The following is a 22,111-nucleotide window of genomic DNA, read 5'->3' as shown; positions in this document are numbered from 1 at the left end:
GCCCGGCCCGTCTTCGCGCTGAATCATGCGCGTTAGCGCTCGGTTGCCGATCATGCGCTGCATCTGCAGCATGTGACTGACGTCGAGCGGCAGCGCAGCGGGCTGTGGCCTGTCCCCAGCAACGTCAAGCGCACCGTCACGTTGTTTCGGCGTCGTTCCCCTGCGGTTCTGAAGCGTTGTCGACGGTTCTGACATGAACCCAATTAGGTTACGCGCTGGATCGTGACGGTTGGAGATTGCCTCGTCCACGACCCCGCGCTTGCGCTGATGAGAGTGTACAGTAATCTGTGGAGATTCGCGCAAAGATTCGCGGTCTGTCGACACAAAGCTGACTTCTTCTCAACCGTATCCCTTCGCAATCATGCGCCTTTCATCCTGTCCGGCAATAATCCTCACGCCCATCGCACGTATCGAGGGAACGCCGATGCGATTCTTGATGATTCTTATGCTGGCCGTACTGGCCCTTATACCGGCGCAGGCGCGCGCGCAGTCGATCGGAAGCCGATGGTGATGCCGGTCGCGTCACCGCCCGGCCCGTCGACATGGCTGTTCGGGCAGGCGTATGGCAACACGCCCGGTGCTTACAATTTCGGCGACGCGTGGTATCGCGCGGGACAGGGGCTGCACTTCGGCATCGACGTCAGCATGCCGTGCGGTACACCGCTGGTGGCTGTGGCGGACGGGGTCATCGCGTTCGTCGACGATCTCGGCTTCGGCGCAGGCCACAATTTGATCGTGCGGCACGACCAACTCGGTGTCACGACGTTGTACGGGCATTTGCAGGGGCGCGCGCCGGTGTCGCCCGGCCAGCAGGTCGTGCAAGGCGAACAGATCGGCGTCAGCGGCGACCCCGACTCGACGTGCTTCTCGCGCCCGCACTTGCATTTCGAGGTGCGCTCGCTGGACTACCAGACCACCTTCAACCCGATCGACTGGATCGACGTCGACTGGCATACACTGGCACTGGTCGGCGCTTACAGCGGCAACCTGTTCCAAGGCGATATGGAGAACCCCGGGCGGTGGATGTCGCTGGACGATCAGCCGGACGTGCGGTTTTACGGCCCGCGCCTCAACGCCTACCGGTCGGTGTTCCCGCGCACGGGCGCCGACAACGCACCCAACAGCGCTGGTCCGCTGGAAAGATCTGCCTCCGCTGTCTCCGGCCGGGCAGTGGTCAGCGCGCACAATTGGCAGCGCGCAGTGCTGCTGGCAGAACTGGTGGCATCCGACCGACGCGGGCGGCCTCTACTCCATCGACGGGCTGTCCGGTCAGCCGGCACAGGTGATGCGGTGGGATCTGGCGGCGCCCAGTCTGAACCAAACGGTCGAACCCGCGCCGCCCGAGCATCGCTCGCCGGACTGGACGTGGCGTGGCCGCGTCGAGGGGCAGGACGCCGTGCTGTTCGATTCCGAAGGGCGCGAGTTCCGCTTCAACACGGGTGGGGCGCTGCCAGCCTTCAGCGCCGACAACAGCCGGCTGTTGTGGGTGAGCACGCGCCCAACCGTCCCCGGTGAACAGCGTGCGCCCGCGGTCGTGCGTGTCGCCGGCGTGCTGGGCGGCGGCACCTTCGATCTGTTCAGCGCGCCGGGCGCCAACGCGCAGTGGCTCGACGACCGCCGTGTGCTGGTGACCGTGCCGGGCGACGACCGCGTGACGACGATGATCGTCATCGACGCGCAGACCGGCGAGCAGTACGAGTTAGGCCGTTGGTCGTGGGTGCGCGGAACGAACGTCGGCCCCGGCGGGCAGTACGTCGTGTTCTACGCGACCAATCAGCCCGACCCGAACGCCTCGGGCGTGTACGCGATCCGCACCGAGCCGGGCGCTCCGGCGCAGCGGCTGCCGTTCTTCGGCAGTTGGCGCTGGCGCGACAGCGACGAGCTGTACGCGATCCCGTTGGAGCCGGGCGCAGCGGCGCACGCGCTGCATCATGTTGACCTGAACACGCGGGTTATGACGCCGCTTTCGACCGCGCCCTTCAAGATCATGAACGGCGACTGGGCGGTCAACGCCGACAGGACGCGCGTCGCCTTCCGCGACATCTCCACCCGCGAGCTCACACTGCTGGAGGTGGGCGGGTAGCCCGTAACCCGCCTGACAATGAAAACAGCGCGCCGATTTGGGCGCGCTGTTGTTAAGCGTGAATGGATAGAACTAACGCCGGCGTGGATCGTGCCGCGGAGGGTTGGAACGCACGGGAATGGGGATCGGCTGCGGCTTGGGGCGCTTGCCGGGGTTCAACAGGCGGTCGAGCGCCTCGAAAATCTCGCGCGCACCGTCGACCAAATCGTCAAGCACGTTCCGCTTCTCTTTGGTGCTAGCCATGGCATCGCCTCTCTGACTAAACAAACGACCCCGCAGCGCAGGCCGGGGGGTCATCGTGTGGACCTAATGAGACTCGAACTCATGACCTCTTCAATGCCATTGAAGCGCTCTCCCCAACTGAGCTATAGGCCCGCATGAGTTCAGGAGTCTAACCCCTGAATAACGCTGTCAATGCTGACTCTACACCCGGAACTCGCGTTTTGTGTGCGGTACTTTGCATCTTTCTAACAACCCGTCACCAAATGTTCATCCGCCGCTGATTCAGGGGTGGCGTCGGATGCGCGCCGGGTTCTCAATCGCGCCAAAACCCGAAACTGCGCTACAATAGGGCATCATTTTGGCTGCAATGTTATTCATCACGTTTATCAAGCGAACCACACGAGGCGGGACCGTGGCTGGCGAAACCATCCTCATCGTAGACGACGCTCAGCAGAACCACCACTTCCTCAACGATTATGTGCTTGTCCCGAACGGGTACAAGCCCATGAGCGCGCGTGACGGTGTCGAAGGTCTGCAAATGGCGCTCCGCAACAAGCCGGATTTGATCCTGCTTGACCTCAACATGCCGCGCATGGACGGCATGGAGGTGCTGCGCCAGCTCAATGCCAACAACAGCGACATCCCTGTCATCCTGATGACCTTCCACGGCTCCGAGGACATCGCCGTCGAAGTGTACCGGATGGGCGTAAAAGACTATGTTATCAAGCCGTTTTACCCGGACGAGATGCTGCGCGCCATCGAGAAAAGCCTCGGTGAAAGCCGGCTCAAGAAGGAAAAGGACGCGCTGATCGAGCGCATGATGCAGTCCAACAAGGAGCTGCAGGCGCGCGTCAACGAATTTGAACGTGCTGTACAGCACGGGCAAGAGCGTCGCCCAGCTCATGCCGATGGAACAACTGCTGCCGCGCCTGCTCGATGCCGCCGTGCAAACCACCGGCGCCGAAGAGGCGTATCTCATGCTCGCGCGATGGCGACCATCTGACCTGCCGTGCCGCCAAGCGCAAGGATCAGACCCGGGCCGTACCGGCCAACGTCGTTGCCACCGATCCGCTCGCGGCGATGGCGATCAAGAATGCGCGCTCGCTGGTGGCCGACGCCGAACGCCTCAAGCGCATCCCCGGCGCCCCCAACTCCGCCGCTTATGTGCCGGTCATGATTCAAGATCGCGTGCTGGGCGCTATGGGAATCCGCAACCTCAGCCCGGATTCTCCGCAGTTCACTACCCATCACGCGGCGCTGCTCAGCGCGTTGTCGGACTATGCGGCGATCGCGCTTGAAAACGCCCGCAACCTCGACATGCTGCGCAGCAACAACTCCGTAGCACGAGCCGCTGTGCTCCGCCTGCTTGCCGCCAATATGTTGGTCGTGCTGGCCGCTGTGCTGACGGCGTGCGCGCCGTCCGTCTCCCTGCTGCCCGCCCGCTCAACGTCGACACCGGCGATTTCGGCAGCGCAGGCGATTTCCGTGCCGACCCTCACGGGCGCCATCGACCAATCTCTCTCCGGCACCGCTGCGTCCGTTAACGATCCGGATATCGGTATCGCGCTCTATCTCGAAGGCGAACGTTACGCCGTCAACCTCGTGCTCCCGCACGACATCGTGGTCGGCACGCACAGCATCGCATCGCTGTTGTCGGCGTACGACTCGCAGCAGCGGGTGCGCTTCGTCGGCGTGTCCATTACAGACGATATTCCGCCGGCCGATTCGATCCTGCCGTTTGCCCTCTACGCCAACGTGCTTCAAGGCCGCTCGACCCTGACGTCGATCGAGCCGCTGACCGGCGCGTTTGAGGTGACCGCCAGCGACGACCTGGGCGCGACGGTCACCGCGACCGGCACGTTCAACGCCATCGTCCGTCCGGCCCCGCAGGACTAGTCCGCCGCGATGGCCGGCACGCCGTTCGAGCGGGTTGCCGCGCGGCACTTCCCGTCATCGCGGCTGGTTCGCGCATGGCCGCTGGAGGGCGGCGTATCGGCGCAGGTCACGGCGATGGAACTGGCCGATTCGACAGGTGCCCGGCACCCGTCGTCGTCCGCCAGCACGGGCCGCGCGACCTCGCCCGCAACCCGGACGTGACCGCTCACGAACTCGCGCTGCTCAAGGCGCTATTGGCGCCGGGCTGCCGGTGCCGGAGCCGCTTGCGCTGGACACCAGCGGCGACATGCTGCCATCTCCGTACCTGATCCAGTCGTACATCGATGGCGAGACCATTGCCGCACCGCGTGACCCTGACGACTGCCACCACAATGTCGGCGACGCTGGCGCAGATCCACTGCGCGGATATCCCCTCGCGCCGCCGTGCCGTTCCTCGAACACTATCCGATCGATCCGGCGGCATGTGCAGCACACGCCGGGAGAATTGGCGCATCTCGTGGACGCGGAACGCGTGCTGGCGTCGTCCGAGCGGACTGGTCACGACCCGCCCGCAACCGGGAAACGATCCTGCACGGCGACTACTGGATCGGCAACCTGATCTGGGAGGGCGACCAGCTCGCCGGTGTGGTCGACTGGGAGGACGCTGCGTTCGGCGACCCGCTTGCCGACCTCGCCATCGCGGCTGGAACTGCTGTGGGCGTTCGGTGACGACGCGCTGCGCGCATTTACGAAGGTCTACGCGGCGGAGATGTCTGGCCTTGATACCACCGATTTGCCTTACTGGGATCTCTCGATTAGCATTCGACGTGTCTCGCATCCCGCTGTGGGGCGTCGGCCTGAACGCGAGCGGGCGATGGTCGCAGACGCGGATCAGTTCATCCGCGCGGCACTACGGGCGGTGGGGTCATGATCGAACTGCTGGACGGCATTTACGGGTTCACCGGGCTGATGGTCGGGCGCGTGTACGCCATCCGCGACCCGGACGGATTGACGCTCATCGACAGCGGGCTTGAGCAAGCCGCACCGCGCATTGTCGCGCAGATTGAAGCCGCCGGATTCAAAGCCAGCGACATTAAGCGCATCGTGATCACGCACGCGCACGTCGATCATGGCGGCGGCGCGCACGCCTTGAACGCCCTCACCGGCGCAGCGATCATGGTCTCCGCCGCAGAGGCGGACGTGATGCGTGGCACAGCCGAACAGCCTCGCCCGACCAACCACCGCATCAACGTACTGCCGCGCCAGTTCTTCACCGTCGCCGGTCGCCCGCGAATTGCACGACGGCGACGTGATCGACGAGGTGCTGGGCGGGCTGGTCGCGGTGGCGACGCCGGGGCATACGCTCGGGCACCTGTCGTACTGGTCGCCCCATCGGCGGATGCTGTTCACCGGCGACGTCATGCTGCACACCCTCGGCCTGCGCTTTCCGCTGCCGATGGCGACGGTCAGCCGCGCGATGTGCGGCGAAGTTTGGTCAAGACGCGGATCGCGCCGCTCAAGCCGGACGCGCTGCTGTTTGGCCACGGGCCGCCGATCCTGAGCAGGGCCGCCGCCCGGCTTGACAAGTTCGTGGCTTCGCGCGGTTTGTGATCTGGGGGGCTGCCCCACACCCTACCAGAAGGCCTTCGCCTTCTGGACTCCCTTCCCGCGGAACTGGCTAGCCCGCAGGTCAATTCCGTAGAGAAAGGGTCAAGGCGTGTAAAGCCCTTGTGGAAGTGTGAAAGCGCAATCCCCAACGCGGGCCCGACCCCTAACCGCTTTCCAACCGCCGGCCCCTACTCGCGCCCCGTAGGCTGTGTTAAGCTATCGCGGTCTGACCGTTATCGAACCGTTACGCGCCATGACCGTGACCGACCACGCTTCTCCCGCTGCTGCAACCACCGCGGCCCGCCGTTGGCCCGTCGACCCTGAACACGGGTTGCTGCGGCTTGCCGTCATCCTGACGTTCGTCATTGGCGGCATCTTGACGTACATCATCATCACGCTGCTGTTCCCGCAGGGTGAGGGCGGGGCGATCAACCTGATCGGCGTAGCCATCGCGATCGGCGTCGCGATGCTGCTCACGCGGGCGGTCGAAGGCGGCCTCAAGCGCCGCTGGCCATCCGGGCGGACGTTCGAAATCGACGGCTCGACCATCCGGCTCACCGGCAAAGGGACGCCGACCGAAATCGACGGCGCACAGCACGTCAACGTACTGGCGTGGCGCTTCACAATCAGCCGGCGCACGCGCGTGCCGAAGGGCTGGTTCGTCGTTGCGCTGGCGCTGCATCAGGATGACCTCTACCTGCCGGTCTACACCTTCATGTCGCCGGACGACTTTAATCTACTGCCGCTTAACAGCCACTTTGCGGTGCTGACACCCGCCAAGCAGAAAGATCAGGGCGACCTGCGTCTGGCCGGTCAACAGCGCCGCCTGCGCACCGCCGAATATGCGCGCTGGAATGACGGCGGCGAACTCAGCAAGGCCCACTTCATCGAGGCGCTCGACGCGCTGGGGCGTGAATTCCCGGCGTGGATGATCTCGGAGTAAGGCGGCGCGGCGTGAGACTCCCCCTCGTCGCGCGCCTGCTGACCGCCGGGCTGGCTGTACTGCTCGGCGTTCAGGTGACGGCGCTCACATACGCGCAGTCAACCCCCATCGAGCCGTTCGTGCCGTATGAAGGCGAACTGACCGTCCCGGGTGCGACCGACTTGTGGACGTTCGGCGGCCTCGAAGGGGGGATCGTATCGGTGCTGGTCACCAGCGGCGGCACGCTCGACCCGATCATCGAACTGCGCAATTCCAGCGGACAGATCCTCGCCAGCAACGACGACTTCGCCTACCCCGGCCGGCGCGACGCGCTGATTCAAGCGGCGACGCTTCCGCGTATCGACACCTATTCAATCGCGGTCTACGGCTTTGGCCAGACCATCGGCACGTATACGCTTTCCTTCATGCCGGGGTATGCCGACCCTGCTTTGAACGAGTCGTTCAACAGTGCGGGCCGCTGGCGCGAGACCGGCGATACGGGCGCGGTACTTGAAACACAGGACGGCCAGCTTCGCGTAACGGTCGAAGGCGTGCGTGTCCCGGTGCCTATCCTAGATGGCAACGGGCCGACGTTCGGCACATTCTTCGCATCCGCACGAATTAGCGTCGTACGCGGGCCATCAGGTTGGCGCGCCGGCCTCACCCTGCGCGGCACGCCGGACGGCGCGTACGGGCTAATGCTCGGTGACGGCGGATCGTGGCGCATGGACTATTTCCCGGCCGAGGGCGAACCCCGCCAGATCCGCGACTGGACGTTTCCATCCCGCGATTCAAGCCGGCGTGACGCAGTTCACGGTCGGCGTATTGGCGAACGGCCCCGCGTTCGACGTGCTGGTGAACGGCGCGTGGGTCGGTCAAGCGCTCGACACCGGCGGCGGCCCGGAAAGCGGCACGGTCGGCTTATTCGCCGCCACGCCCGACGCCATCGGCGCAGGGATCACCGTCGCCTTTGACGAGTTGATCGTGACGCGCCCGCTGAAGGTCGGCGAGATCGACGTAATGCCCACGCAGATCGTGCCGGGCGGGCAGGCGCTCACGGTGCAGGAACTCGAACGCCGCCTCGTCATCCCCACCGGCGGGCGCGCCTCGCTCACCGTGCCGGAAAGCTCTGGACGACAAATCGAACCGGGCGTCAACCGGGTACTGTTGGGGCGCGGCGTAACCTTCACCGACTATGTGGCCTATACGACGTTCACGCTCACCACAGCGGTGCCGGATGCGCTGGTTGGGTGCGGCTTGCTGCTCGCGAATCTAAGCGATACCCAGCACGTCGTTGCATTCCTCGACCGGCAGGGCGGCTACGGGATCAGCGCGCGCGACGGCGCGAACTTCTCGCCCGGGCTGTTCGGCGAAAACGAGGCGTTCGCCGGAGGGCAGCGTCACACGCTGATCGTCACCAAGATCGGCACGCGCACCGAGCTGTGGGTCGACCGGGTCCACGTCGGCGGCTTCGACCTGCCGGCGCGCTTCGCACAGGCGGGGCAAGTGGGCAACGCGGTCGTCAATTACGTGCGCAGCGACACATCGTGCAGCTTCAGCGACACGTGGGTGTGGAACTGCCGTAAGGGAGAGGGGAAAAGGGGACAGGTTTAAGGGCAGACGAGCCGGTGGCTCGCCCGCGCAGACGACAGGAAGCCATACGGGACACGGCAGTGCCGTATTCCCACGTGCGGGTCGACGGTTCGAAGTTGCCGCCATTGGTCTTTCACCTTTGCCCTCATCCCTCTGCCCTTTCACCTTTCCTCAGACACCTTGTCCCTCAATTCCAGCAGTTCCTCACGTGTCGTGATGCCGCGGATCAACGTCGTGAAGTCGTGCAGCGTCGGGCTGGCCGCGCGCAGATCGCGCAGTGCCGGGCCGATCGGGTCTTCGCCAGCAATCCCCGGCACGCCGCCGACCTGATAACCGCCGTAGAACGCGAAGTATGCCTGATTCAACTTGCGGATCGGGTAGCCGGCATCGAAGAACAACGCCTGCCGCTCGGCCATGTACGCCTCGGCATCCTCGATCTTGCCCTCGGCCAGCAGGGCATCGACCGTGACGCGCGTCTCGTTCATCTCGGCGCCGAAATCGAACGGTTCGGCTTGCGCGAACTGGCGTAAGGTTGCACTGCCGCGTGCTGCCCGCGCCGGTGCGCGCCCCGAAACAAGGTCGGGATAGTAACGTTCGAAGACGACTGCGGCGATCTCCTTGCCGAACATATTGGCTGCCGTCTCGTTGATCAGCCGCGAGTCGGCCGCGAAGTCAAGCTCCCAGCCCAGTGGGAACATGAACAGGTAGTGGTGAAACCACTCGTGCGCGAAGGTCTCCACTGCCCACGTCAGGTTCGAGGTCTCGAGGATGAGCGCCGGATACAGCGCGATCCCGCCGATCGGCACGACCAGCGCCGAGACGTCCTCAGCGGCTTCGACGGCGGCTTCGAGCTGCGCGCGCTCGTCAATGGTCAGCGGATCGACGTTCAGGCCGAGGTCGATGCGAATCGAATCGCGCGGCGAGATCACCAGCAGGTTTGGCGCTTGCGAGAAGCGCATGGCGATCGGCGGCACGAGCGTACCGAGTAGACCGTATCCTTGCTCGACCAACACCGTCGCGACCTGTCCTTCGATAATCGCCTCCGCGAGCGATTGGCGTTCTGCCAGCGACTGCCGCAGCGCGTCGCGCTCTGCGCGCAGGCCGGCAGTCGCGGCGTGAGGATCGGTCAGATCAGGCTGCGCGTAGACGACTGCCATTTTCCCATCGAGCGATTGTGCGCGTGCCACGTCGGTGAAGTACGCGCGGGCAAATGCCGTGCGCTCGTCCTCGGTCATGAACGGGTGCGCGCCCCACAACGCCTGCCCTGCCTTCGCGCCCAGCGCGTCCACCGTCCAACCGACAAAGTCGAACCCGTTCGACCCGATTTGCAGCCCGATGCGCGCCCACGACTCGCCCAATGGCATCGTCGAGTAGCGCAGCAGGAACGCCACGACCAGCAGCCATGTCGCCCGCCGCAAAATACGCACGAGTCCCCACACGATCGACAGCACGTTTCGCCTCAGTTATGCCGCTACCACCCCCAGTGTACTCCTTCTGGATAAGTGCTTGTTGCCGGGAATCTGGACCGGGCGTATAGTGTTAAGGCCGAATGAGAGGACACAACTTTTATGAGCTACCGCAGTGTGCGTCACCTTGCTGTCAGTGTGCTGATTTGGGTGCTGGTTGTGGTCGCGTTGTCGGCCACGTTTGCTGCACCAGTCAACCAAGTCACACCCGCCAACATCATTCAACATCGTCAAACCGGGGCTGCATCGTGGATCACGTTCGATCCCGCATCGCCGGGCATCCTTGCGCAGGCGTCCGTACGCGACCTGTCCGATCAGCAGCGGGCCGCGGCATGGCTTGAGCAGTTCGCGCCGGCGTTCGGCGTACAGGCCAGCAGCTTGCAGCCCACTGGCCCCGTGCTGACCAGCACTGACGCCGCACAGCCGATTGTCACCACGCGTTGGCAGCAGACGATCAACGGTGTGCCGGTCTACGGCGCGACGCTGGTCGTCAACGCGCGTCAAGACGGCAGCCTGCTGTCGATCAACGGCGAAACCTCGCCCGCGCTGAGTATCGACACGACGCCGGCGACCTCCGCGGCCGACGGTGCATCTGCCGCGCTTGACTACGCCACCGTTCGCAGTGGTGAACTGCGCGAAACGCTCGTGCCGCTGGCGCCGCAGTTGGTGGTCTATGACGCGCGCATCGTCACCCCGCAGACGCGCTATGCGCCCCGTCTGGCGTGGCTGACCGAAGTCGTCTCGACCGCCGGCGCGCCGGTGCGCCAGATTGTCCTGACCGACGCCGCGACCAGCGAAGTGCTGTTCACCTTCAACAAGATTCACGCCGCGCCGTGGATCGATCCTGACGCCGCCCGTGCCGTTCCGTCTACCGCCACACTTGCCCCGACGATCGGCCCGCGCGTGCTCGGCAGCCCGGACGGCAACCTACGACGGCAACAATACCACGACGCTTCCCGGCACGTTCGTGTGCGACGAGTCGGACGACCCGTGTACGGTCGGCGGTGCTGACACAGACGCCGACGCCGCCCATGAGTTCGCCCGCGAGGTCTACGAGCTGTACGAGGTCAAACACGGCCGCGATAGCCTTGACGGCAATGGCATGCAGCTGATTTCGACCGTGCACCACCGCACTGGTTACTGCAACGCGTTCTGGAACGGCACGCAGATGGCCTACGGCGACGGCTGCGGCACGACGATTGTGCTCGACGACGTGGTCGGGCACGAACCGACGCATGGCGTAACCGAATTCACCAGCAACCTCGTCTACGCGTACGAGTCGGGTGCGATCAACGAGTCGTTCTCCGACATCTGGGGCGAGCTGTTCGACTTGGGTAACGGCACGGCGGAGGATATCCCGGCCAACCGCTGGATCGTCGGCGAAGAGCTAGTCGCCGGCGGCATCCGCAATATGAAGAATCCGCCACTCAAGAGCGACCCCCGACCGCACGCAAAGCCCGATCTTCTATCTGGAATACTTCGACGTTGGTGGTGTGCACATCAACAGCGGCATCGGCAACAAGACGACCTACCTGATGGTCGACGGCGACACCTTCAAACAGCGTCACCGTCACGGGCATCGGCATCGACAAGACGCTGGCCGTCTTCTACCGCGCGCAGACCAGCTTCCTGACATCGGGCTCGATGTACGTCGACCTGTACAACGCGCTCGTGACTGGCTGTAGTCAGCTCGTCGGCGGCGCAGCGGGCATCACCGCGGGCGATTGTGCGCAGGTCCAGAACGCCGCGCAGGCCACCGAGCTGGACGAGCCGTCGCTCTTCCTCCCGGTCGTCGCGCCGGTCTGCGACGGCGGAAGTGTCGCAAGCGACCTGTTCTTCGAAGACTTCGAGGTCAACCCGACGTCGCGCTGGGTCGAGACCGGACATACGACCGTCTGGACAATCGGCAGCACCGATAGCCCGATCAGCGGCGCACAGAGCCTGCGCGGCCTCGACCTCGGTTCGACGTCAGATGGCCGCGCCGAGATGAACAGTTCGGTGCTGCTGCCGGCCGATGCTAAGCTGCACTTCATCCACAACTACGACTTCGAGATCGAGGGTTGGGACGGCGGCGTGGTCGAGTATTCGACCAACGGCGGCGCAAGCTGGAGCCGCCTGACCAATGCGTCGCTGGAAGCCGGCGAAGGTTACGTTGACGCCCTTGAGACTGCAGGCAACGGCAATACCAACGTGCTGGCGGGACAAGAGGCGTTTGGCAACAGCTCGTTCGGCGTGGCAGCGGAACGCTACTCGCTGGCGTCACTTTCGGGCCAGTCGGTGCGTATCCGCTTCCGCGGGACGTCGGACTCGAGTTTCGGTGCGCCGGGCTGGTGGGTGGACGACGTGCGCATCTACACGTGCGTCGCCGCGCCGTCCAATCTGATCGCTAACCCCAGCTTCGAGACCGTCGGCGCGCCCGGCACGATCCCGAGCTGGAACACCGCGAAGCTCGGTGCAGGCAATAAGGTCGTCTGCAACAAGGCCGGCCAAAGCTCCGAGGGCGTGTGCGCACTGCGCTTCAAGGGGCAGCCCGGCCTGAACGGCAGCCTCAAGCAGACCATCGACCCGACACTGTTCGCGGGGATGGACGAGGCCACACTCAGCGGTTGGCTGCGCGGCAACAACGCATCCGGCGGCAAGGTGATGGTCAAGCTGAAGTTCGCCGTCAGCAGCCCGGTCAAGCTGAACCTATCGGTACCGGTCGGGACGACGGCCTTCACCGAGTACACCGTCACCGACACGATTCCTGAGACCGTGACCAGCGCGTTCGTGAAAGCCAAGTACAGCGGACCTGCCGGCAAGATGTGGGTCGACGACCTCGAGCTGACCGTCGCCGACGTGCGCCGCAGCGCGGGCGTGCTGCCCCCGCCGGCCGCGCCAGACGGCTTCCGCGGCGGGAACTAACTGACCGCTGCACGTCGTCCTTAGCTCAGAATCAACCAGCGCGGAGGCGATTCCTCCGCGCTGGTGATTCACAAGTTGAGTTGTCGGGAAAGACGGCGAAGCGCCTACTCCTCGTCTCTCCCAATCCTCGTCGTCCTCGTACTCGTCCATGTCCGTGCCGTGTGGATGCCCGTGCTCGAGTTCCTCGGCGTCGGCGTCGCGCACGCCCAGCACTTCGACCTGATAGTTGAGCGTCTTGCCGGCCCACATCGGGTTGAAGTCGACTTTGATCTCGCCGTCGTTGATCTCGGTGATGATGCCTTCGAACAGATAGCCGTCCTCGTCTTCGAGCACGACCGCCGCGCCCAGCTCGGCACCTTCCAGATCGTCCTCGTCGAAGACCTCGAAGTCCTCGGGGTCGTACTCGCCGAAGCCCTCAGCGGGCGGGACCGTCACCGTCAGCTTATCGCCAACCTTGCGGCCGTCCAGCGCGGCCTCGAGGCCCGGGACGACGTTCTCCGCGCCGTGCAGATAATCGAACGGTTCTTCGGCGCTGTATTCCTCGACGACTTCGCCGTCGACCGTCAACGTCAGCGCGAGGCTGACGACCTTTTCGCTGCCAATCGTGTCACTCATGGGTGGGTATCCCTGTCTGCGTCAGACCGTAATTTCCGGAACCGACGTATTATAGGGCCGGCAATCGGTTCTGTATAGGACGGCGCGCATCCCGTATAATGCCGTCAAACACACGATAGAATCGCGATGATTGCCGAGACTCGAACCCTCCTCAACCCCGTCCAGATCGGGGACATGACCATCGACCCGCCCCTCAGCCTTGCGCCGATGGCCGGGCAGACCAACCACGCCTTCCGCCGGCTGTGCCGCGAGATCGGCGGCGTGGGGCTGGTCTGCACCGAGCTGCTGTCGAGCGTGCCGCTGCAGTTCAAGGGCGGCCTCAAGACCAGCCTGCAGTACTTCGACTGGCGGCCCGAGGAGCGCCCGTTCGCCGTCCAACTGTTCGGCAACGACCCGGCAGTGATGGCCGAGGCCTCGCGCATCGTCGTGGACTACGGCGCGGCGATGGTCGACATCAACATGGGCTGCTGGGTGCCGAAGGTCGTCAAGAAGGGCGGCGGCGCGGCCCTGCTGCGCGACGTGTGCAGCGCGACCGCCGTCGTGGAAGCGTGCGTCAAGGCCGTCGACGTGCCGGTGACCGTCAAGGTGCGCGCCGGGTTTGACGACGGCATCATCACCGCGGTGCCGTTCGCCAAAGCCGCGCAGGACGTTGGCGCACAGATGATCGCCGTACACGCCCGCTTCGCCTCGCAGGGGTTCACCGGCACCGCCGACTGGGACATCATCCGGCAGGTCAAAGACGCCGTGACGACCATCCCGGTCTTCGGCAACGGCGACGTGACCTGCGCCGACGACGCCCGCCGCATGCTCGAACAGACCGGATGCGATGGCGTGATGATCGGCCGCGCGGCGCTGGGCAAACCCGTGGATCTTCAAGCAGATCCACCACGAGCTGACGACTGGCGAGCCGCTCCCCGAGCCGACCGTGCAGGAACGCGCGCAGACCTGCCTGTATCAGGCGCGGCTGACGCTGGAGACGACCCGCATGGTCGAGGTCAAGGCGATCCGCGAGCTGCGCGGCCAACTGTGCAAGTACACCGTCGGCATGCCGGACGCCACAACCATCCGCGATGGAATCGTGCGCGCCGAGTCGCTGGACGACATCGAGCGAGCGCTGGAACCGGTACTGTAGGGGCGACCCGGCGGGTCGCCCGCGGGCGCTGCGGATCTCACCCCAAATCCCTGCCTAAAGAAACCTCACCCCGCGTCGCTGACGCTCCGCTGCCCCTCTCCCCAAACCCCTCTCCCTCAAGGGGAGAGGGGCTTTCAAATCCGGCGTGTCTTTCTCCCCTCTCCTCGGGAGAGGGGCCGGGGGTGAGGTCTGATTGCGTACAGGGCAGCGGAGGCTGGTTCCACCCGCGCCAACTTAGCCCTTTCCTCGTTCCCCCTTTTCACCTCTCCCCCTGTTTCTTCACACTCGCTCCGTCCCGCGGCGTGTACCATAGAGGGGTCATCCACCCGCACCCGACCGGACACGCGCATGCTCCGCAACCTCACCATCTCGCGCACGCTGACGATCATCCTGTGGCTGCTGCTGCCGGTCGTCGGCCTGCGCGTACAGAACGATCCGGACGTGTGGTGGCAGCTGCGCAGCGGCGAGCAGAATCTGGCCGCCGGCCGCATCGTGCAGGCCGATCAGTTCTCGTACACGTTCGCCGGCAGCGAGGCGCGCTTGCAGCACGAATGGTTAGCCCAGCCCGTGCTGGTCGCGTTCTGGCAGACGTTGGGGCATGTCGGGCTGTCGCTGTACGCCGTCCTGTGCGGCATGCTCGGGATGGCCGTGCTGTATCGCACCATGCACGGCGGGCCGTACCTGAAAGCGTTCATCACCGTGCTGGGGGCCACGTCCGCGTCGATCTTCTGGGGCGCGCGCCCGCTGATGCTCAGCTTCATCCTCGCGGCCGTCACACTGTGGCTGGTGTACGGTTCTCTGCGCGGGCGCAGCGTGTGGCGGCTGTGGATTCTGCCACCGATGTTCGTGCTGTGGATCAACCTGCACGGCGGATGGCCGCAAGGCGCGCTGATCCTGATGGCGGCCGCCGCCGGCATGGTCGTCAACCTGATCGTGTTCCGCCGCGTGCTGCCGCCCCGCGCCGCCGCTGCGCTGGGGATCGCTCAGCCCGCGACGCCCGACCTGCGTGCCGAGCTTCGCAAGATCGCGTTGTTCCTCGCGCCGTGCATCGCCGCCGCCGCGCTGATCCCGTTCCTCAACCCGTACGGCCCGCAGATGCTCACCGTGCCGATCGACACCATCGGCTTCGACTTCCAGCCGATCTTCATCGAGGAGTGGCGCGCGCCGTCGCTGGCCCGCGTCGAGATGATCCCGTTCTTCGCCACGGTCGCGCTCACTGCGCTGGCGATCGCGCTCGACTCGCGGCGGGTCAACTTCGTCGAGGTCATCATGGTGGCCGGGGCGTCGTACATGGCGCTTACCAGCGCGCGGCACATCGCATTCGCCACCAGCATCGCGGTCATCCCGCTGTCGATCCACGTCGCCCACCTCGGTGCCGATCGCGGCATCCGCATCGGCCGCACGACCAACGTCACGCCGCGCCGCGCGCGCCTCAACGCCGTGCTGATCGCGGCCATTGGGTTCGCCAGCGTGATGTACGTCACGTTCACACTGACGCCTGTCAACCTCGACAAGGAACTGCGCGAGCGCCTGCCCATCGACGCGGTCGAGGCGCTCAACCGCATCGCGCCGCCGCAGCGGTTGTTCAACAGTTGGAACTTCGGCGGCTACCTGATCTACTTCGCGCGCGAGTACCCGGTGTTCATAGACGGCCGCGCCGATCTGTACCGCGCCTTCACGTGGGAGTACATCGCCATCCACCGCGCCGATCCGGGCTGGCAGGACGAACTGGCGAAGTGGGATGTCAACAGCGTGCTGGTCGAGCCGGAGACTCCGCTAGCCGGGGCGCTCCGTGCCGAGCCGGGGTGGTCGGTCGCCTACGAGGACGACGTCGCGGTGCTGTTCGTGCGCGGGTGAGGGGTTACCAGCTCGTCGGCTTGGTGATGACGCCGGACGCGTCAGTCAACGTCAGCGGGAATTGACTGGCCTTGAGATGCTGCTTGGTGATCGACTTGATGAACGTTGCCTCACGCCTAAGGTCGACACTGGGACGAGGAGCCTTTATCTGCGGATTCAGTACGCCAACAGGAAGGTGCAGATCCCGCCGCACGAGACGGATAGCTTCAACGAGATCGGCGTCGTTTGAGACGATTACCGCCAACTCATAGTCGCCGCGGTGACCATCATGCAGCATGTGGAGCGCGAGGTTGACGTCCGAGCCTTTTTCATCGGTGCGGGTTACGTATGCTCTGTTCTGTTGGCCGACTGGATTGACCAGCGGCATATAGACGTCTCGAGTCTGGAAGCGGCCAAAGACGATCTCAAGATTCGGAAGCGTTTCTAGCGCTCGCAAGTAGGTCTGCTGGCGCATGGGCTGGTCGGGATCGTTTGGGCGTGCTGAGACTTTAGCGGTGAAATACTTTATGTGGTGAATGGTGTCAGTGGGGAGAAGCGCTTGAGCCAGCATTGAGACATCGAGCCACTTGTATGGAGTTCCCTTTAGACACCCGTAGTAGAGATTGAATCCATCTATATAGACATTCGCTTTCATCGAGATTCCTGATTTGTTCGGTGTGATACGAAATAAATACGAGAAGCCGCTTTCGCGGCTTCAACCCAACCACCGAAGCGGTTGGGGGGATATCTTGAAATTATAGTCTGTAATCGCCGTCCTGACAATATCTCCTCCGTTTGACCTTTCCCCAGTTTAGCGGACGGAGAAAATGTCCGTTAGACTGAGCGTAAGGAGAGGACGATGGGACGCTACAAGAAGTACACCGAGGAGTTCAAGCGGGACGTATTGGCGATGGTGGCGGAGAAGACGCGGACGATTGCGCAGATCGAACGCGACTTGGATCTGACGCCAGGACTGATCTACAAGTGGCAGCAGCGCTACCGGGTGCAGGACGAGCGGCTGGAACCGAGCGAAGCGCGGGCGGAGCAAGCGGAGCTGCGGCGGTTGAAGCGCGAGCTGGAGATCGTCAAGCAGGAGCGGGATATCCTAAAAAAAGCCATCCAGGTGTTCTCGCGGGGGGAGTCGTGAGCCGCTACCGGTTCATCGCCGAGGAGCGGAGGGTGTATCCGCTGCGACGGTTGTGTGCGGTGCTGAAGGTGTCGGTGAGCGGGTTCTACGACTGGCTGAAACGCACGCCCAGCCGTCGCGCGCAAGCCAATCACGGGCTGAGCGCACGGATCCGAGCGGTCCATGAGGCGAGCCGCCAGACCTATGGCACGCTGCGCGTTCAGGCGGAACTGCGGGCACATGGCGAGCGGGCGGGCAAGCACCGGATTGCGCGGCTAATGCGCCAGATGGGCTTACAGACCAAAGGGCGACGGCGCTTCAAGACGACTACCCAGCGCGATGCGACCCACCGCCGCGCTCCGAACCTGCTGGCAGGCGACTTCACGGCCAAGCAGTCGAACGAAAAGTGGCTGTCGGATATCACCTACATCGCGACCCGCGAGGGATGGCTGTATCTGGCAGGCATTCAAGATGTGTTTTCGCGGCGCATAGTGGGGTGGGCGATGAGTGACCGCCCGACCAAAACACTGGTTTGTGACGCGTGGCGGCTGGCGGTGGGGCGGCGGGGTGCACCGCGCCTGCACCATTCCGACCAGGGCAGTCAATACACCAGCGACGATTACCTGCGCCTGTTGGAGAACGACCAGGTGACCCTCAGCATGAGTGATGTCGGGCGCTGCTATGACAACGCCATGCAGGAGAGCTTCTGGGGAACGCTGAAGACCGAGTGCGCCGACCGTCCGTTTCCGACCCGCGCGGCGGCTCGTAAGGCGATCTTCGAGTACATCGAGGTGTGGTACAACCGTCAGCGGCGGCACTCAGCCTTGGGCTATCTCAGCCCTGCTGATTTCGAGCAACTCGCTTGCCCCTGACATTCTTGCCGTCCGTTGAATCGGGGTTAGGTCAGTTGGCATCCGCCTTAATCGTGAACGTGCCGCGTATAATGGGATCATCGCTCGCCTATGAAGAGCGCCGCCGCCGGAGTTAGCCAAAGCTATGACCGAATATGACGTCATCGACCGATTGAGCACACGTCTGCGCAGCGATCCGCGCGCCCTGTTTCAGCTGATGGACGAGTACCTGCGGCCCGACACGACAGCAGAGCAGGACGCCTACATTCGGGAATTGGTCGCGCCGCTGCGGGCCGACCTGAGCGGGGAACGGCACGCGCCGCTGTGGAATGCGTTGGCGCCGGTCGAGCACGTGCGGCGGCTGTTGGCGTATATCTCGATGGTGGACGGTCTACCCGGTGTCGACCCGAGCGACGACACGCTAATGCTCAACAACCTCGTGAATCGTGCACGCGGCGCCGGCGTCGATCTACACATCCTGCTTGGAGACATGCGGGCGATTTCTGCTCAAGGCGCGTTGAAGGTGTTCCGGTCGATCGAGGATAAGGCCGGTCGCATGGGCCGGGGCGGTTCGACATCGATGATGAATGCGGTCACATACAGGCCGATGACCGCCCGTGAACGCGCCGCTGCCGATACGTCGCTGCCGCATCGCTACCGCAGTACCCCTGTGATTCGGATGATCGTCTCGGCGATCATCGTCACCGGGGTCGGTTTGATCATGATTGGCGAGGGTGGCGATGCACAAATGGTCGCCGCCATTGTGACGGTGTTCTTGATCGCATCGGCAGTGCTGTACTACGTCTTCTACAACGCCGAGCGGCCGTGGCCGAAATAGAAAAGCCCCCGAGTCAATGCGATCAGGGGCCTAGACTTCGATATAGCGTTTCCACGCGTCGGGGCCGCTGCCCACCGCGATCACCAAGTAGCTGGTGCGCGGTGTCTTGGGCTCCCAGAGCATCTTCAGGCCGGCCTCGTGCGGCAGCCTGCTCCCTTTGCGATGATTGCAGTGGTAGCAGGCGCAGGCGGTATTCGTCCACTGATCCTTGCCGCCCCGGCTTCGCGGCACGATGTGATCGATAGTGAAGTCGTCCTTCGCCAGCACCTTGTTGTGGCTGATCGACCCGGGCATCACGCCGCAGTAAATGCAGACAAAGTTATCGCGCAAAAGCACCCCTTTGCGCGACCAATGCGCCTGCCGGCGCGGCACGTTGATGTAGCGCCGCAGCGCGATCACCGAGGGGACGGGGAATCGAGACCTCACGGTCCGTAAGAACTCGCCGGTCTGTTCGACGATCACCGCCTTCTCGGCGATGACCAGATTGATGGCCCGGGGAAGGCTGACGACCGCCAGCGGTTCCCATGTCGAGCCGTTCAGCAGTAGAACTCGTCCTTGTGATACTAACCCATTGTCGCCCACGCGAACCTCAAGTACACGTCCTCAGTTGCGCGATTCGTCACAAGATTATAGCGCCATTTCGTTAACCCCGCTTTAAGTCCGTAAGGCAGTCGGTTAGGAAGCGTCCGCCTCGATTCGCTCGCCGGACGTCTCGACCGGCAGCAAGCGCAAAATCGGCTCTCTGCGGCGCTGCTGTTGTCGTGAAGGGCGCTGGCGCAGTTCGTTCAACGCCTCCTGCGCGACATAGATCAGCTCTTCCAGCAGGTCCGCGACATCTTCGGCGGGCAGCGTCGTCGTCATCGAAAGCTGGCCGTCGCTGGCCGCTGTGTGCAGTTGGTCGATCAGGTCGACGATCTCCGGCAGGCTGTCGCAGGGATACAGCGCGGCCAGCCGGTGCAGCGTAGATGCTTTCGCGGGGGTAGTGTGCGAGTTCATAGCGAGAGGTCCCCTTGTTGTCCAGCGGATCGCTGGAGTGTTCGTCGTTCGCGTGGTGTGAAACAAAAAGGACATGGGCTGTTGTCAGTCCCATGTCCCTTCCGGCGTCGGTTCGGAACACGTGCGTCGGGTGTGATGACCTCAGGTGAGGAAGGCACCTCGATCGCGCGACTGACAAGTGGTGTTAACGTTCAGCGAGAAGAACCGTGCAGCATTCCGGCCGTCCATGCGGACATCCCCGGCAACGCGCGGCGCTTTGCCCCTTGCGCCGCCCCTGTCGAGACGTCCCTCAGGCAGAATCCACCCAAGGACTGCGGCTGCAATAGGCCCTGCCGAATCCGCAAGCCGAATCGGGGCAGGCACGTGCGCTTCCGTCATGCGGCAGCCCAAAGCGGCGCCGGGACCGGCCAACGCAAAGGTAGGCGTCGTGTTGATGACGAAGTCGCTGCTCATCTTCGATGCCTCCTTTCCTGCCGAACGATGCGTCTTACGCACCCTTGTCAATCGCGGTCTGATTCAGCATCGCCAGAATCGAGTCGCCGGTGATGAACACGCGGCGCATGCCGGTCGGCTTGCTGATCTTGAGGTGGCCACGCGCAATCAAGCGCTTGAGGGTGCTCAGGCTAATGCCGAGTGCCTCAGACGCTTCCTGGCGCGAGTAGACCGCACCTGGCTCAATGGTCGCTTTGATCTGTGCCATCGATTACCATTTCCTCCTGCGGGCTAGAATGACACACTTCCCACATCGTGTCAAGCGGTCAATAACGGGTCACGACGTGCCTAGACGATCAACTGAGCGTCTTGACACGTCAGAAAACCCCCACCCGCTGGGGGCTGCACGCGGGTAAGGCGCCGCACTGCAGCAGTCCGATCGCGGCGGTTCGTGAATCGCCATTGGCCGCCATCTTCACAACTTCTTTAGGTACGTTAGTACTTGTTGACGCCAAATGAAAACCCAAATACCCTGAAAGAACCCAACTCGTTATTATCTGGTATTCACAAGGGCCTTATCCCGTATGTACATGCAGAACGATCTTCTATTCCCGCGCAGTGCCATCAAGTCGCTCCGACATGCCCGTGGGGATAAGTTCTGTATGCTGGTGGATCACGTTTGCAGCCTGCCGGAATGTCACGAAGAATCGCTGGCCTTCATGTACATGATGGTGCAGCTCAACGGATGCGTAAGCTGCGCGACTGACAGCTACCGCGCCATGAACGGCTGTTCGCTGTGCGCGTACCGTGTGCTGAAGCGCTTCAAGGGGTCGGACGAGGACTTGCTGGCCCGCTATGCCGACGCTCTGCGCGAGGTGCGCGCGTTCCGCGTCCACTCGGGCCGGCCCGCCGCCGCGCTTATCGTCGGGACGAGCATCCCGGCCTACGCGATCGCCGGCGACTGACGGCTCACGCCCCGTCCGGCGCTTGCACGCCTAGCAGTTCCGCCATCGTTGAATCTAACCATCCCTCGGTGAACTGACCGATGCTGATCGCGCGGATTACCCCTTCGGGGTCAATCAAGTACGTCTCCGGCGCGCCGGTAATCCCGAACTGGCGGGTCACGCTCAGGGCGTCGTCGTGACCGTTTGGAAACGTGAGATCGAATTCCTCGATGAATCCCAGCGCCCTGTCCGGGGCATCGCGAAACCCGATACCCACCACCGTCACGCCGTGATCGCGGTACTTCGTCCACACCTGCTGCAGCTCCGGCGCTTCGATACGACAGGCCATGCACCAACTCCCCCAGAAGTTGACGACCACCCACTGCCCGCGGTGATCCGAAAGCCTGAAGGTGCTGCCGTCATGCATCGCCAGTGAAAAGTCGGGCGCAGGGCCGTCGCTGAGTGGTTGGGCTGTCTGACCCATGACGACCATGGCGGCGACCGCCGTCACCAGCAAGGCTGCGGCCAAGGCAAACACGACCAACGGCGACATGCGGATGCGCCAGCGGCGGGAAATCGGGGAAGGCGAAGGATGCTTGAAAGACACGCTGTCATCTGCTCGGGCTACAAATGCGGTGCCTGCGCGCCTCGGTCACGCGCTGGCCATC

Annotated in this window: 24 protein-coding genes, 1 tRNA gene and 1 pseudogene; 16 read left to right on the top strand and 10 right to left on the bottom strand. The window is 63.9% G+C overall.

The genetic code is table 11. The features are described from left to right. Positions 1 to 510: 510 nt before the first annotated feature. Positions 511 to 1,515, top strand: coding sequence for a M23 family metallopeptidase (locus IPM16_19835; protein ID MBK9125354.1), 1,005 nt, complete (start codon positions 511 to 513; stop codon positions 1,513 to 1,515). Next, positions 1,397 to 2,083: a hypothetical protein gene (locus tag IPM16_19830; protein ID MBK9125353.1), complete on the top strand. Its 687-nt coding sequence runs from the start codon at positions 1,397 to 1,399 to the stop codon at positions 2,081 to 2,083. The genes IPM16_19835 and IPM16_19830 overlap by 119 nt, the downstream gene beginning before the upstream one ends. A gap of 72 nt (positions 2,084 to 2,155) precedes the next feature. Here the strand turns inward: IPM16_19830 and IPM16_19825 are convergent, their stop codons facing one another. Together IPM16_19825 and IPM16_19820 are read right to left on the bottom strand one after the other, a co-directional pair. Next, on the bottom strand, positions 2,156 to 2,326 hold the full coding sequence (locus IPM16_19825; GenBank protein ID MBK9125352.1) for a hypothetical protein: 171 nt from the start codon (positions 2,324 to 2,326) through the stop codon (positions 2,156 to 2,158). 58 nt (positions 2,327 to 2,384) lie between these two features. After that, positions 2,385 to 2,458: transfer RNA gene (locus IPM16_19820), tRNA-Ala, on the bottom strand. A gap of 259 nt (positions 2,459 to 2,717) precedes the next feature. Here IPM16_19820 and IPM16_19815 point away from each other — a divergent pair. The 6 genes from IPM16_19815 to IPM16_19790 all read left to right on the top strand — a co-directional run bounded on the left by IPM16_19815 (position 2,718) and on the right by IPM16_19790 (position 7,684). After that, positions 2,718 to 3,308 (top strand): response regulator, encoded by a 591-nt coding sequence (locus IPM16_19815; GenBank protein ID MBK9125351.1) that lies wholly within the window; start codon positions 2,718 to 2,720, stop codon positions 3,306 to 3,308. Beyond that, complete coding sequence (locus tag IPM16_19810; protein MBK9125350.1) at positions 3,242 to 4,201, top strand: GAF domain-containing protein; 960 nt, start codon at positions 3,242 to 3,244, stop codon at positions 4,199 to 4,201. The genes IPM16_19815 and IPM16_19810 overlap by 67 nt, the downstream gene beginning before the upstream one ends. Before the next feature lie 423 nt (positions 4,202 to 4,624). Then, a complete protein-coding gene (locus tag IPM16_19805) occupies positions 4,625 to 4,909 on the top strand; it encodes a phosphotransferase (protein MBK9125349.1) in 285 nt (94 codons plus the stop codon). Positions 4,910 to 5,107: 198 nt separating this feature from the next. Then, positions 5,108 to 5,791: an MBL fold metallo-hydrolase gene (locus IPM16_19800; protein MBK9125348.1), complete on the top strand. Its 684-nt coding sequence runs from the start codon at positions 5,108 to 5,110 to the stop codon at positions 5,789 to 5,791. A gap of 205 nt (positions 5,792 to 5,996) precedes the next feature. After that, positions 5,997 to 6,731 (top strand): hypothetical protein, encoded by a 735-nt coding sequence (locus IPM16_19795; protein ID MBK9125347.1) that lies wholly within the window; start codon positions 5,997 to 5,999, stop codon positions 6,729 to 6,731. Positions 6,732 to 6,742: 11 nt separating this feature from the next. Continuing rightward, the gene (locus IPM16_19790; protein ID MBK9125346.1) at positions 6,743 to 7,684 is read left to right on the top strand and encodes a PPC domain-containing protein; all 942 of its coding nucleotides are present in this window, start codon (positions 6,743 to 6,745) and stop codon (positions 7,682 to 7,684) included. Positions 7,685 to 8,464: 780 nt separating this feature from the next. On the opposite strand, the gene IPM16_19785 is transcribed toward IPM16_19790, so the two are convergent. Further along, entirely contained in the window at positions 8,465 to 9,754 is a 1,290-nt protein-coding gene (locus IPM16_19785) for a hypothetical protein (GenBank protein MBK9125345.1), read from the bottom strand. Between the two features lie 895 nt (positions 9,755 to 10,649). Here IPM16_19785 and IPM16_19780 point away from each other — a divergent pair. Beyond that, positions 10,650 to 11,402: a M4 family metallopeptidase gene (locus tag IPM16_19780; GenBank protein MBK9125344.1), complete on the top strand. Its 753-nt coding sequence runs from the start codon at positions 10,650 to 10,652 to the stop codon at positions 11,400 to 11,402. A gap of 1,055 nt (positions 11,403 to 12,457) precedes the next feature. On the opposite strand, the gene IPM16_19775 is transcribed toward IPM16_19780, so the two are convergent. Continuing rightward, positions 12,458 to 13,288, bottom strand: coding sequence for a peptidylprolyl isomerase (locus IPM16_19775; protein ID MBK9125343.1), 831 nt, complete (start codon positions 13,286 to 13,288; stop codon positions 12,458 to 12,460). A gap of 126 nt (positions 13,289 to 13,414) precedes the next feature. Between IPM16_19775 and IPM16_19770 the strand changes: the two are divergent. The 3 genes and pseudogenes from IPM16_19770 to IPM16_19760 all read left to right on the top strand — a co-directional run bounded on the left by IPM16_19770 (position 13,415) and on the right by IPM16_19760 (position 16,277). After that, positions 13,415 to 14,164: pseudogene (locus tag IPM16_19770) on the top strand (tRNA-dihydrouridine synthase family protein). After that, positions 14,157 to 14,420, top strand: coding sequence for a hypothetical protein (locus IPM16_19765; protein ID MBK9125342.1), 264 nt, complete (start codon positions 14,157 to 14,159; stop codon positions 14,418 to 14,420). The pseudogene IPM16_19770 and the gene IPM16_19765 overlap by 8 nt, the downstream one beginning before the upstream one ends. A gap of 348 nt (positions 14,421 to 14,768) precedes the next feature. Continuing rightward, complete coding sequence (locus IPM16_19760) at positions 14,769 to 16,277, top strand: hypothetical protein (GenBank protein ID MBK9125341.1); 1,509 nt, start codon at positions 14,769 to 14,771, stop codon at positions 16,275 to 16,277. A gap of 4 nt (positions 16,278 to 16,281) precedes the next feature. Here the strand turns inward: IPM16_19760 and IPM16_19755 are convergent, their stop codons facing one another. Further along, positions 16,282 to 16,911 carry an NYN domain-containing protein gene (locus IPM16_19755; GenBank protein MBK9125340.1) on the bottom strand — a complete coding sequence of 210 codons (630 nt, stop codon included), beginning with the start codon at positions 16,909 to 16,911 and terminating at the stop codon, positions 16,282 to 16,284. Between the two features lie 204 nt (positions 16,912 to 17,115). Between IPM16_19755 and IPM16_19750 the strand changes: the two genes are divergently transcribed. The 3 genes from IPM16_19750 to IPM16_19740 all read left to right on the top strand — a co-directional run bounded on the left by IPM16_19750 (position 17,116) and on the right by IPM16_19740 (position 19,071). After that, positions 17,116 to 17,403 (top strand): transposase, encoded by a 288-nt coding sequence (locus IPM16_19750; GenBank protein MBK9125339.1) that lies wholly within the window; start codon positions 17,116 to 17,118, stop codon positions 17,401 to 17,403. Then, positions 17,400 to 18,254 (top strand): IS3 family transposase, encoded by an 855-nt coding sequence (locus tag IPM16_19745; protein ID MBK9125338.1) that lies wholly within the window; start codon positions 17,400 to 17,402, stop codon positions 18,252 to 18,254. The genes IPM16_19750 and IPM16_19745 overlap by 4 nt, the downstream gene beginning before the upstream one ends. A 124-nt stretch (positions 18,255 to 18,378) precedes the next feature. Further along, positions 18,379 to 19,071: a hypothetical protein gene (locus IPM16_19740; protein ID MBK9125337.1), complete on the top strand. Its 693-nt coding sequence runs from the start codon at positions 18,379 to 18,381 to the stop codon at positions 19,069 to 19,071. 30 nt (positions 19,072 to 19,101) lie between these two features. Here IPM16_19740 and IPM16_19735 read toward each other — a convergent pair whose 3' ends face one another. The 4 genes from IPM16_19735 to IPM16_19720 form a co-directional block, all read right to left on the bottom strand. Then, positions 19,102 to 19,653 (bottom strand): HNH endonuclease, encoded by a 552-nt coding sequence (locus IPM16_19735; protein ID MBK9125336.1) that lies wholly within the window; start codon positions 19,651 to 19,653, stop codon positions 19,102 to 19,104. A 93-nt stretch (positions 19,654 to 19,746) separates the two neighbouring features. Continuing rightward, the gene (locus tag IPM16_19730; GenBank protein MBK9125335.1) at positions 19,747 to 20,067 is read right to left on the bottom strand and encodes a hypothetical protein; all 321 of its coding nucleotides are present in this window, start codon (positions 20,065 to 20,067) and stop codon (positions 19,747 to 19,749) included. A gap of 141 nt (positions 20,068 to 20,208) precedes the next feature. After that, positions 20,209 to 20,520 (bottom strand): hypothetical protein, encoded by a 312-nt coding sequence (locus tag IPM16_19725; GenBank protein ID MBK9125334.1) that lies wholly within the window; start codon positions 20,518 to 20,520, stop codon positions 20,209 to 20,211. A 34-nt stretch (positions 20,521 to 20,554) separates the two neighbouring features. Continuing rightward, positions 20,555 to 20,767 (bottom strand): helix-turn-helix domain-containing protein, encoded by a 213-nt coding sequence (locus IPM16_19720; protein MBK9125333.1) that lies wholly within the window; start codon positions 20,765 to 20,767, stop codon positions 20,555 to 20,557. A 394-nt stretch (positions 20,768 to 21,161) separates the two neighbouring features. Here IPM16_19720 and IPM16_19715 point away from each other — a divergent pair, with 394 nt between their 5' ends. After that, the gene (locus IPM16_19715; GenBank protein MBK9125332.1) at positions 21,162 to 21,464 is read left to right on the top strand and encodes a hypothetical protein; all 303 of its coding nucleotides are present in this window, start codon (positions 21,162 to 21,164) and stop codon (positions 21,462 to 21,464) included. Between the two features lie 4 nt (positions 21,465 to 21,468). Here the strand turns inward: IPM16_19715 and IPM16_19710 are convergent, their stop codons facing one another. After that, positions 21,469 to 22,050, bottom strand: a complete 582-nt coding sequence (locus IPM16_19710; GenBank protein ID MBK9125331.1) for a TlpA family protein disulfide reductase — start codon at positions 22,048 to 22,050, stop codon at positions 21,469 to 21,471. Positions 22,051 to 22,111 lie beyond the last annotated feature (61 nt).

The organism is Candidatus Flexicrinis affinis, from assembly GCA_016716525.1.
Classification (GTDB): domain Bacteria; phylum Chloroflexota; class Anaerolineae; order Aggregatilineales; family Phototrophicaceae; genus Flexicrinis; species Flexicrinis affinis.
The sequence above is the reverse complement of the archived record's forward strand: the minus strand, read 5'-3'. Positions and strand labels throughout refer to the sequence as shown.

Bases quoted from the DNA above. Each gene is read 5' to 3' on its own strand.
- IPM16_19775 (MBK9125343.1), bottom strand. From the start codon at position 13,288: ATGAGTGACACGATTGGCAGCGAAAAGGTCGTCAGCCTCGCGCTGACG.
- IPM16_19835 (MBK9125354.1), top strand. From the start codon at position 511: ATGCCGGTCGCGTCACCGCCCGGCCCGTCGACATGGCTGTTCGGGCAG.
- IPM16_19825 (MBK9125352.1), bottom strand. From the start codon at position 2,326: ATGGCTAGCACCAAAGAGAAGCGGAACGTGCTTGACGATTTGGTCGAC.
- IPM16_19800 (MBK9125348.1), top strand. From the start codon at position 5,108: ATGATCGAACTGCTGGACGGCATTTACGGGTTCACCGGGCTGATGGTC.
- IPM16_19720 (MBK9125333.1), bottom strand. From the start codon at position 20,767: ATGGCACAGATCAAAGCGACCATTGAGCCAGGTGCGGTCTACTCGCGC.
- IPM16_19750 (MBK9125339.1), top strand. From the start codon at position 17,116: ATGGGACGCTACAAGAAGTACACCGAGGAGTTCAAGCGGGACGTATTG.
- IPM16_19725 (MBK9125334.1), bottom strand. From the start codon at position 20,520: ATGAGCAGCGACTTCGTCATCAACACGACGCCTACCTTTGCGTTGGCC.
- IPM16_19810 (MBK9125350.1), top strand. From the start codon at position 3,242: ATGCCGCCGTGCAAACCACCGGCGCCGAAGAGGCGTATCTCATGCTCG.
- IPM16_19740 (MBK9125337.1), top strand. From the start codon at position 18,379: ATGACCGAATATGACGTCATCGACCGATTGAGCACACGTCTGCGCAGC.
- IPM16_19760 (MBK9125341.1), top strand. From the start codon at position 14,769: ATGCTCCGCAACCTCACCATCTCGCGCACGCTGACGATCATCCTGTGG.
- IPM16_19755 (MBK9125340.1), bottom strand. From the start codon at position 16,911: ATGAAAGCGAATGTCTATATAGATGGATTCAATCTCTACTACGGGTGT.
- IPM16_19730 (MBK9125335.1), bottom strand. From the start codon at position 20,067: ATGAACTCGCACACTACCCCCGCGAAAGCATCTACGCTGCACCGGCTG.
- IPM16_19715 (MBK9125332.1), top strand. From the start codon at position 21,162: ATGCTGGTGGATCACGTTTGCAGCCTGCCGGAATGTCACGAAGAATCG.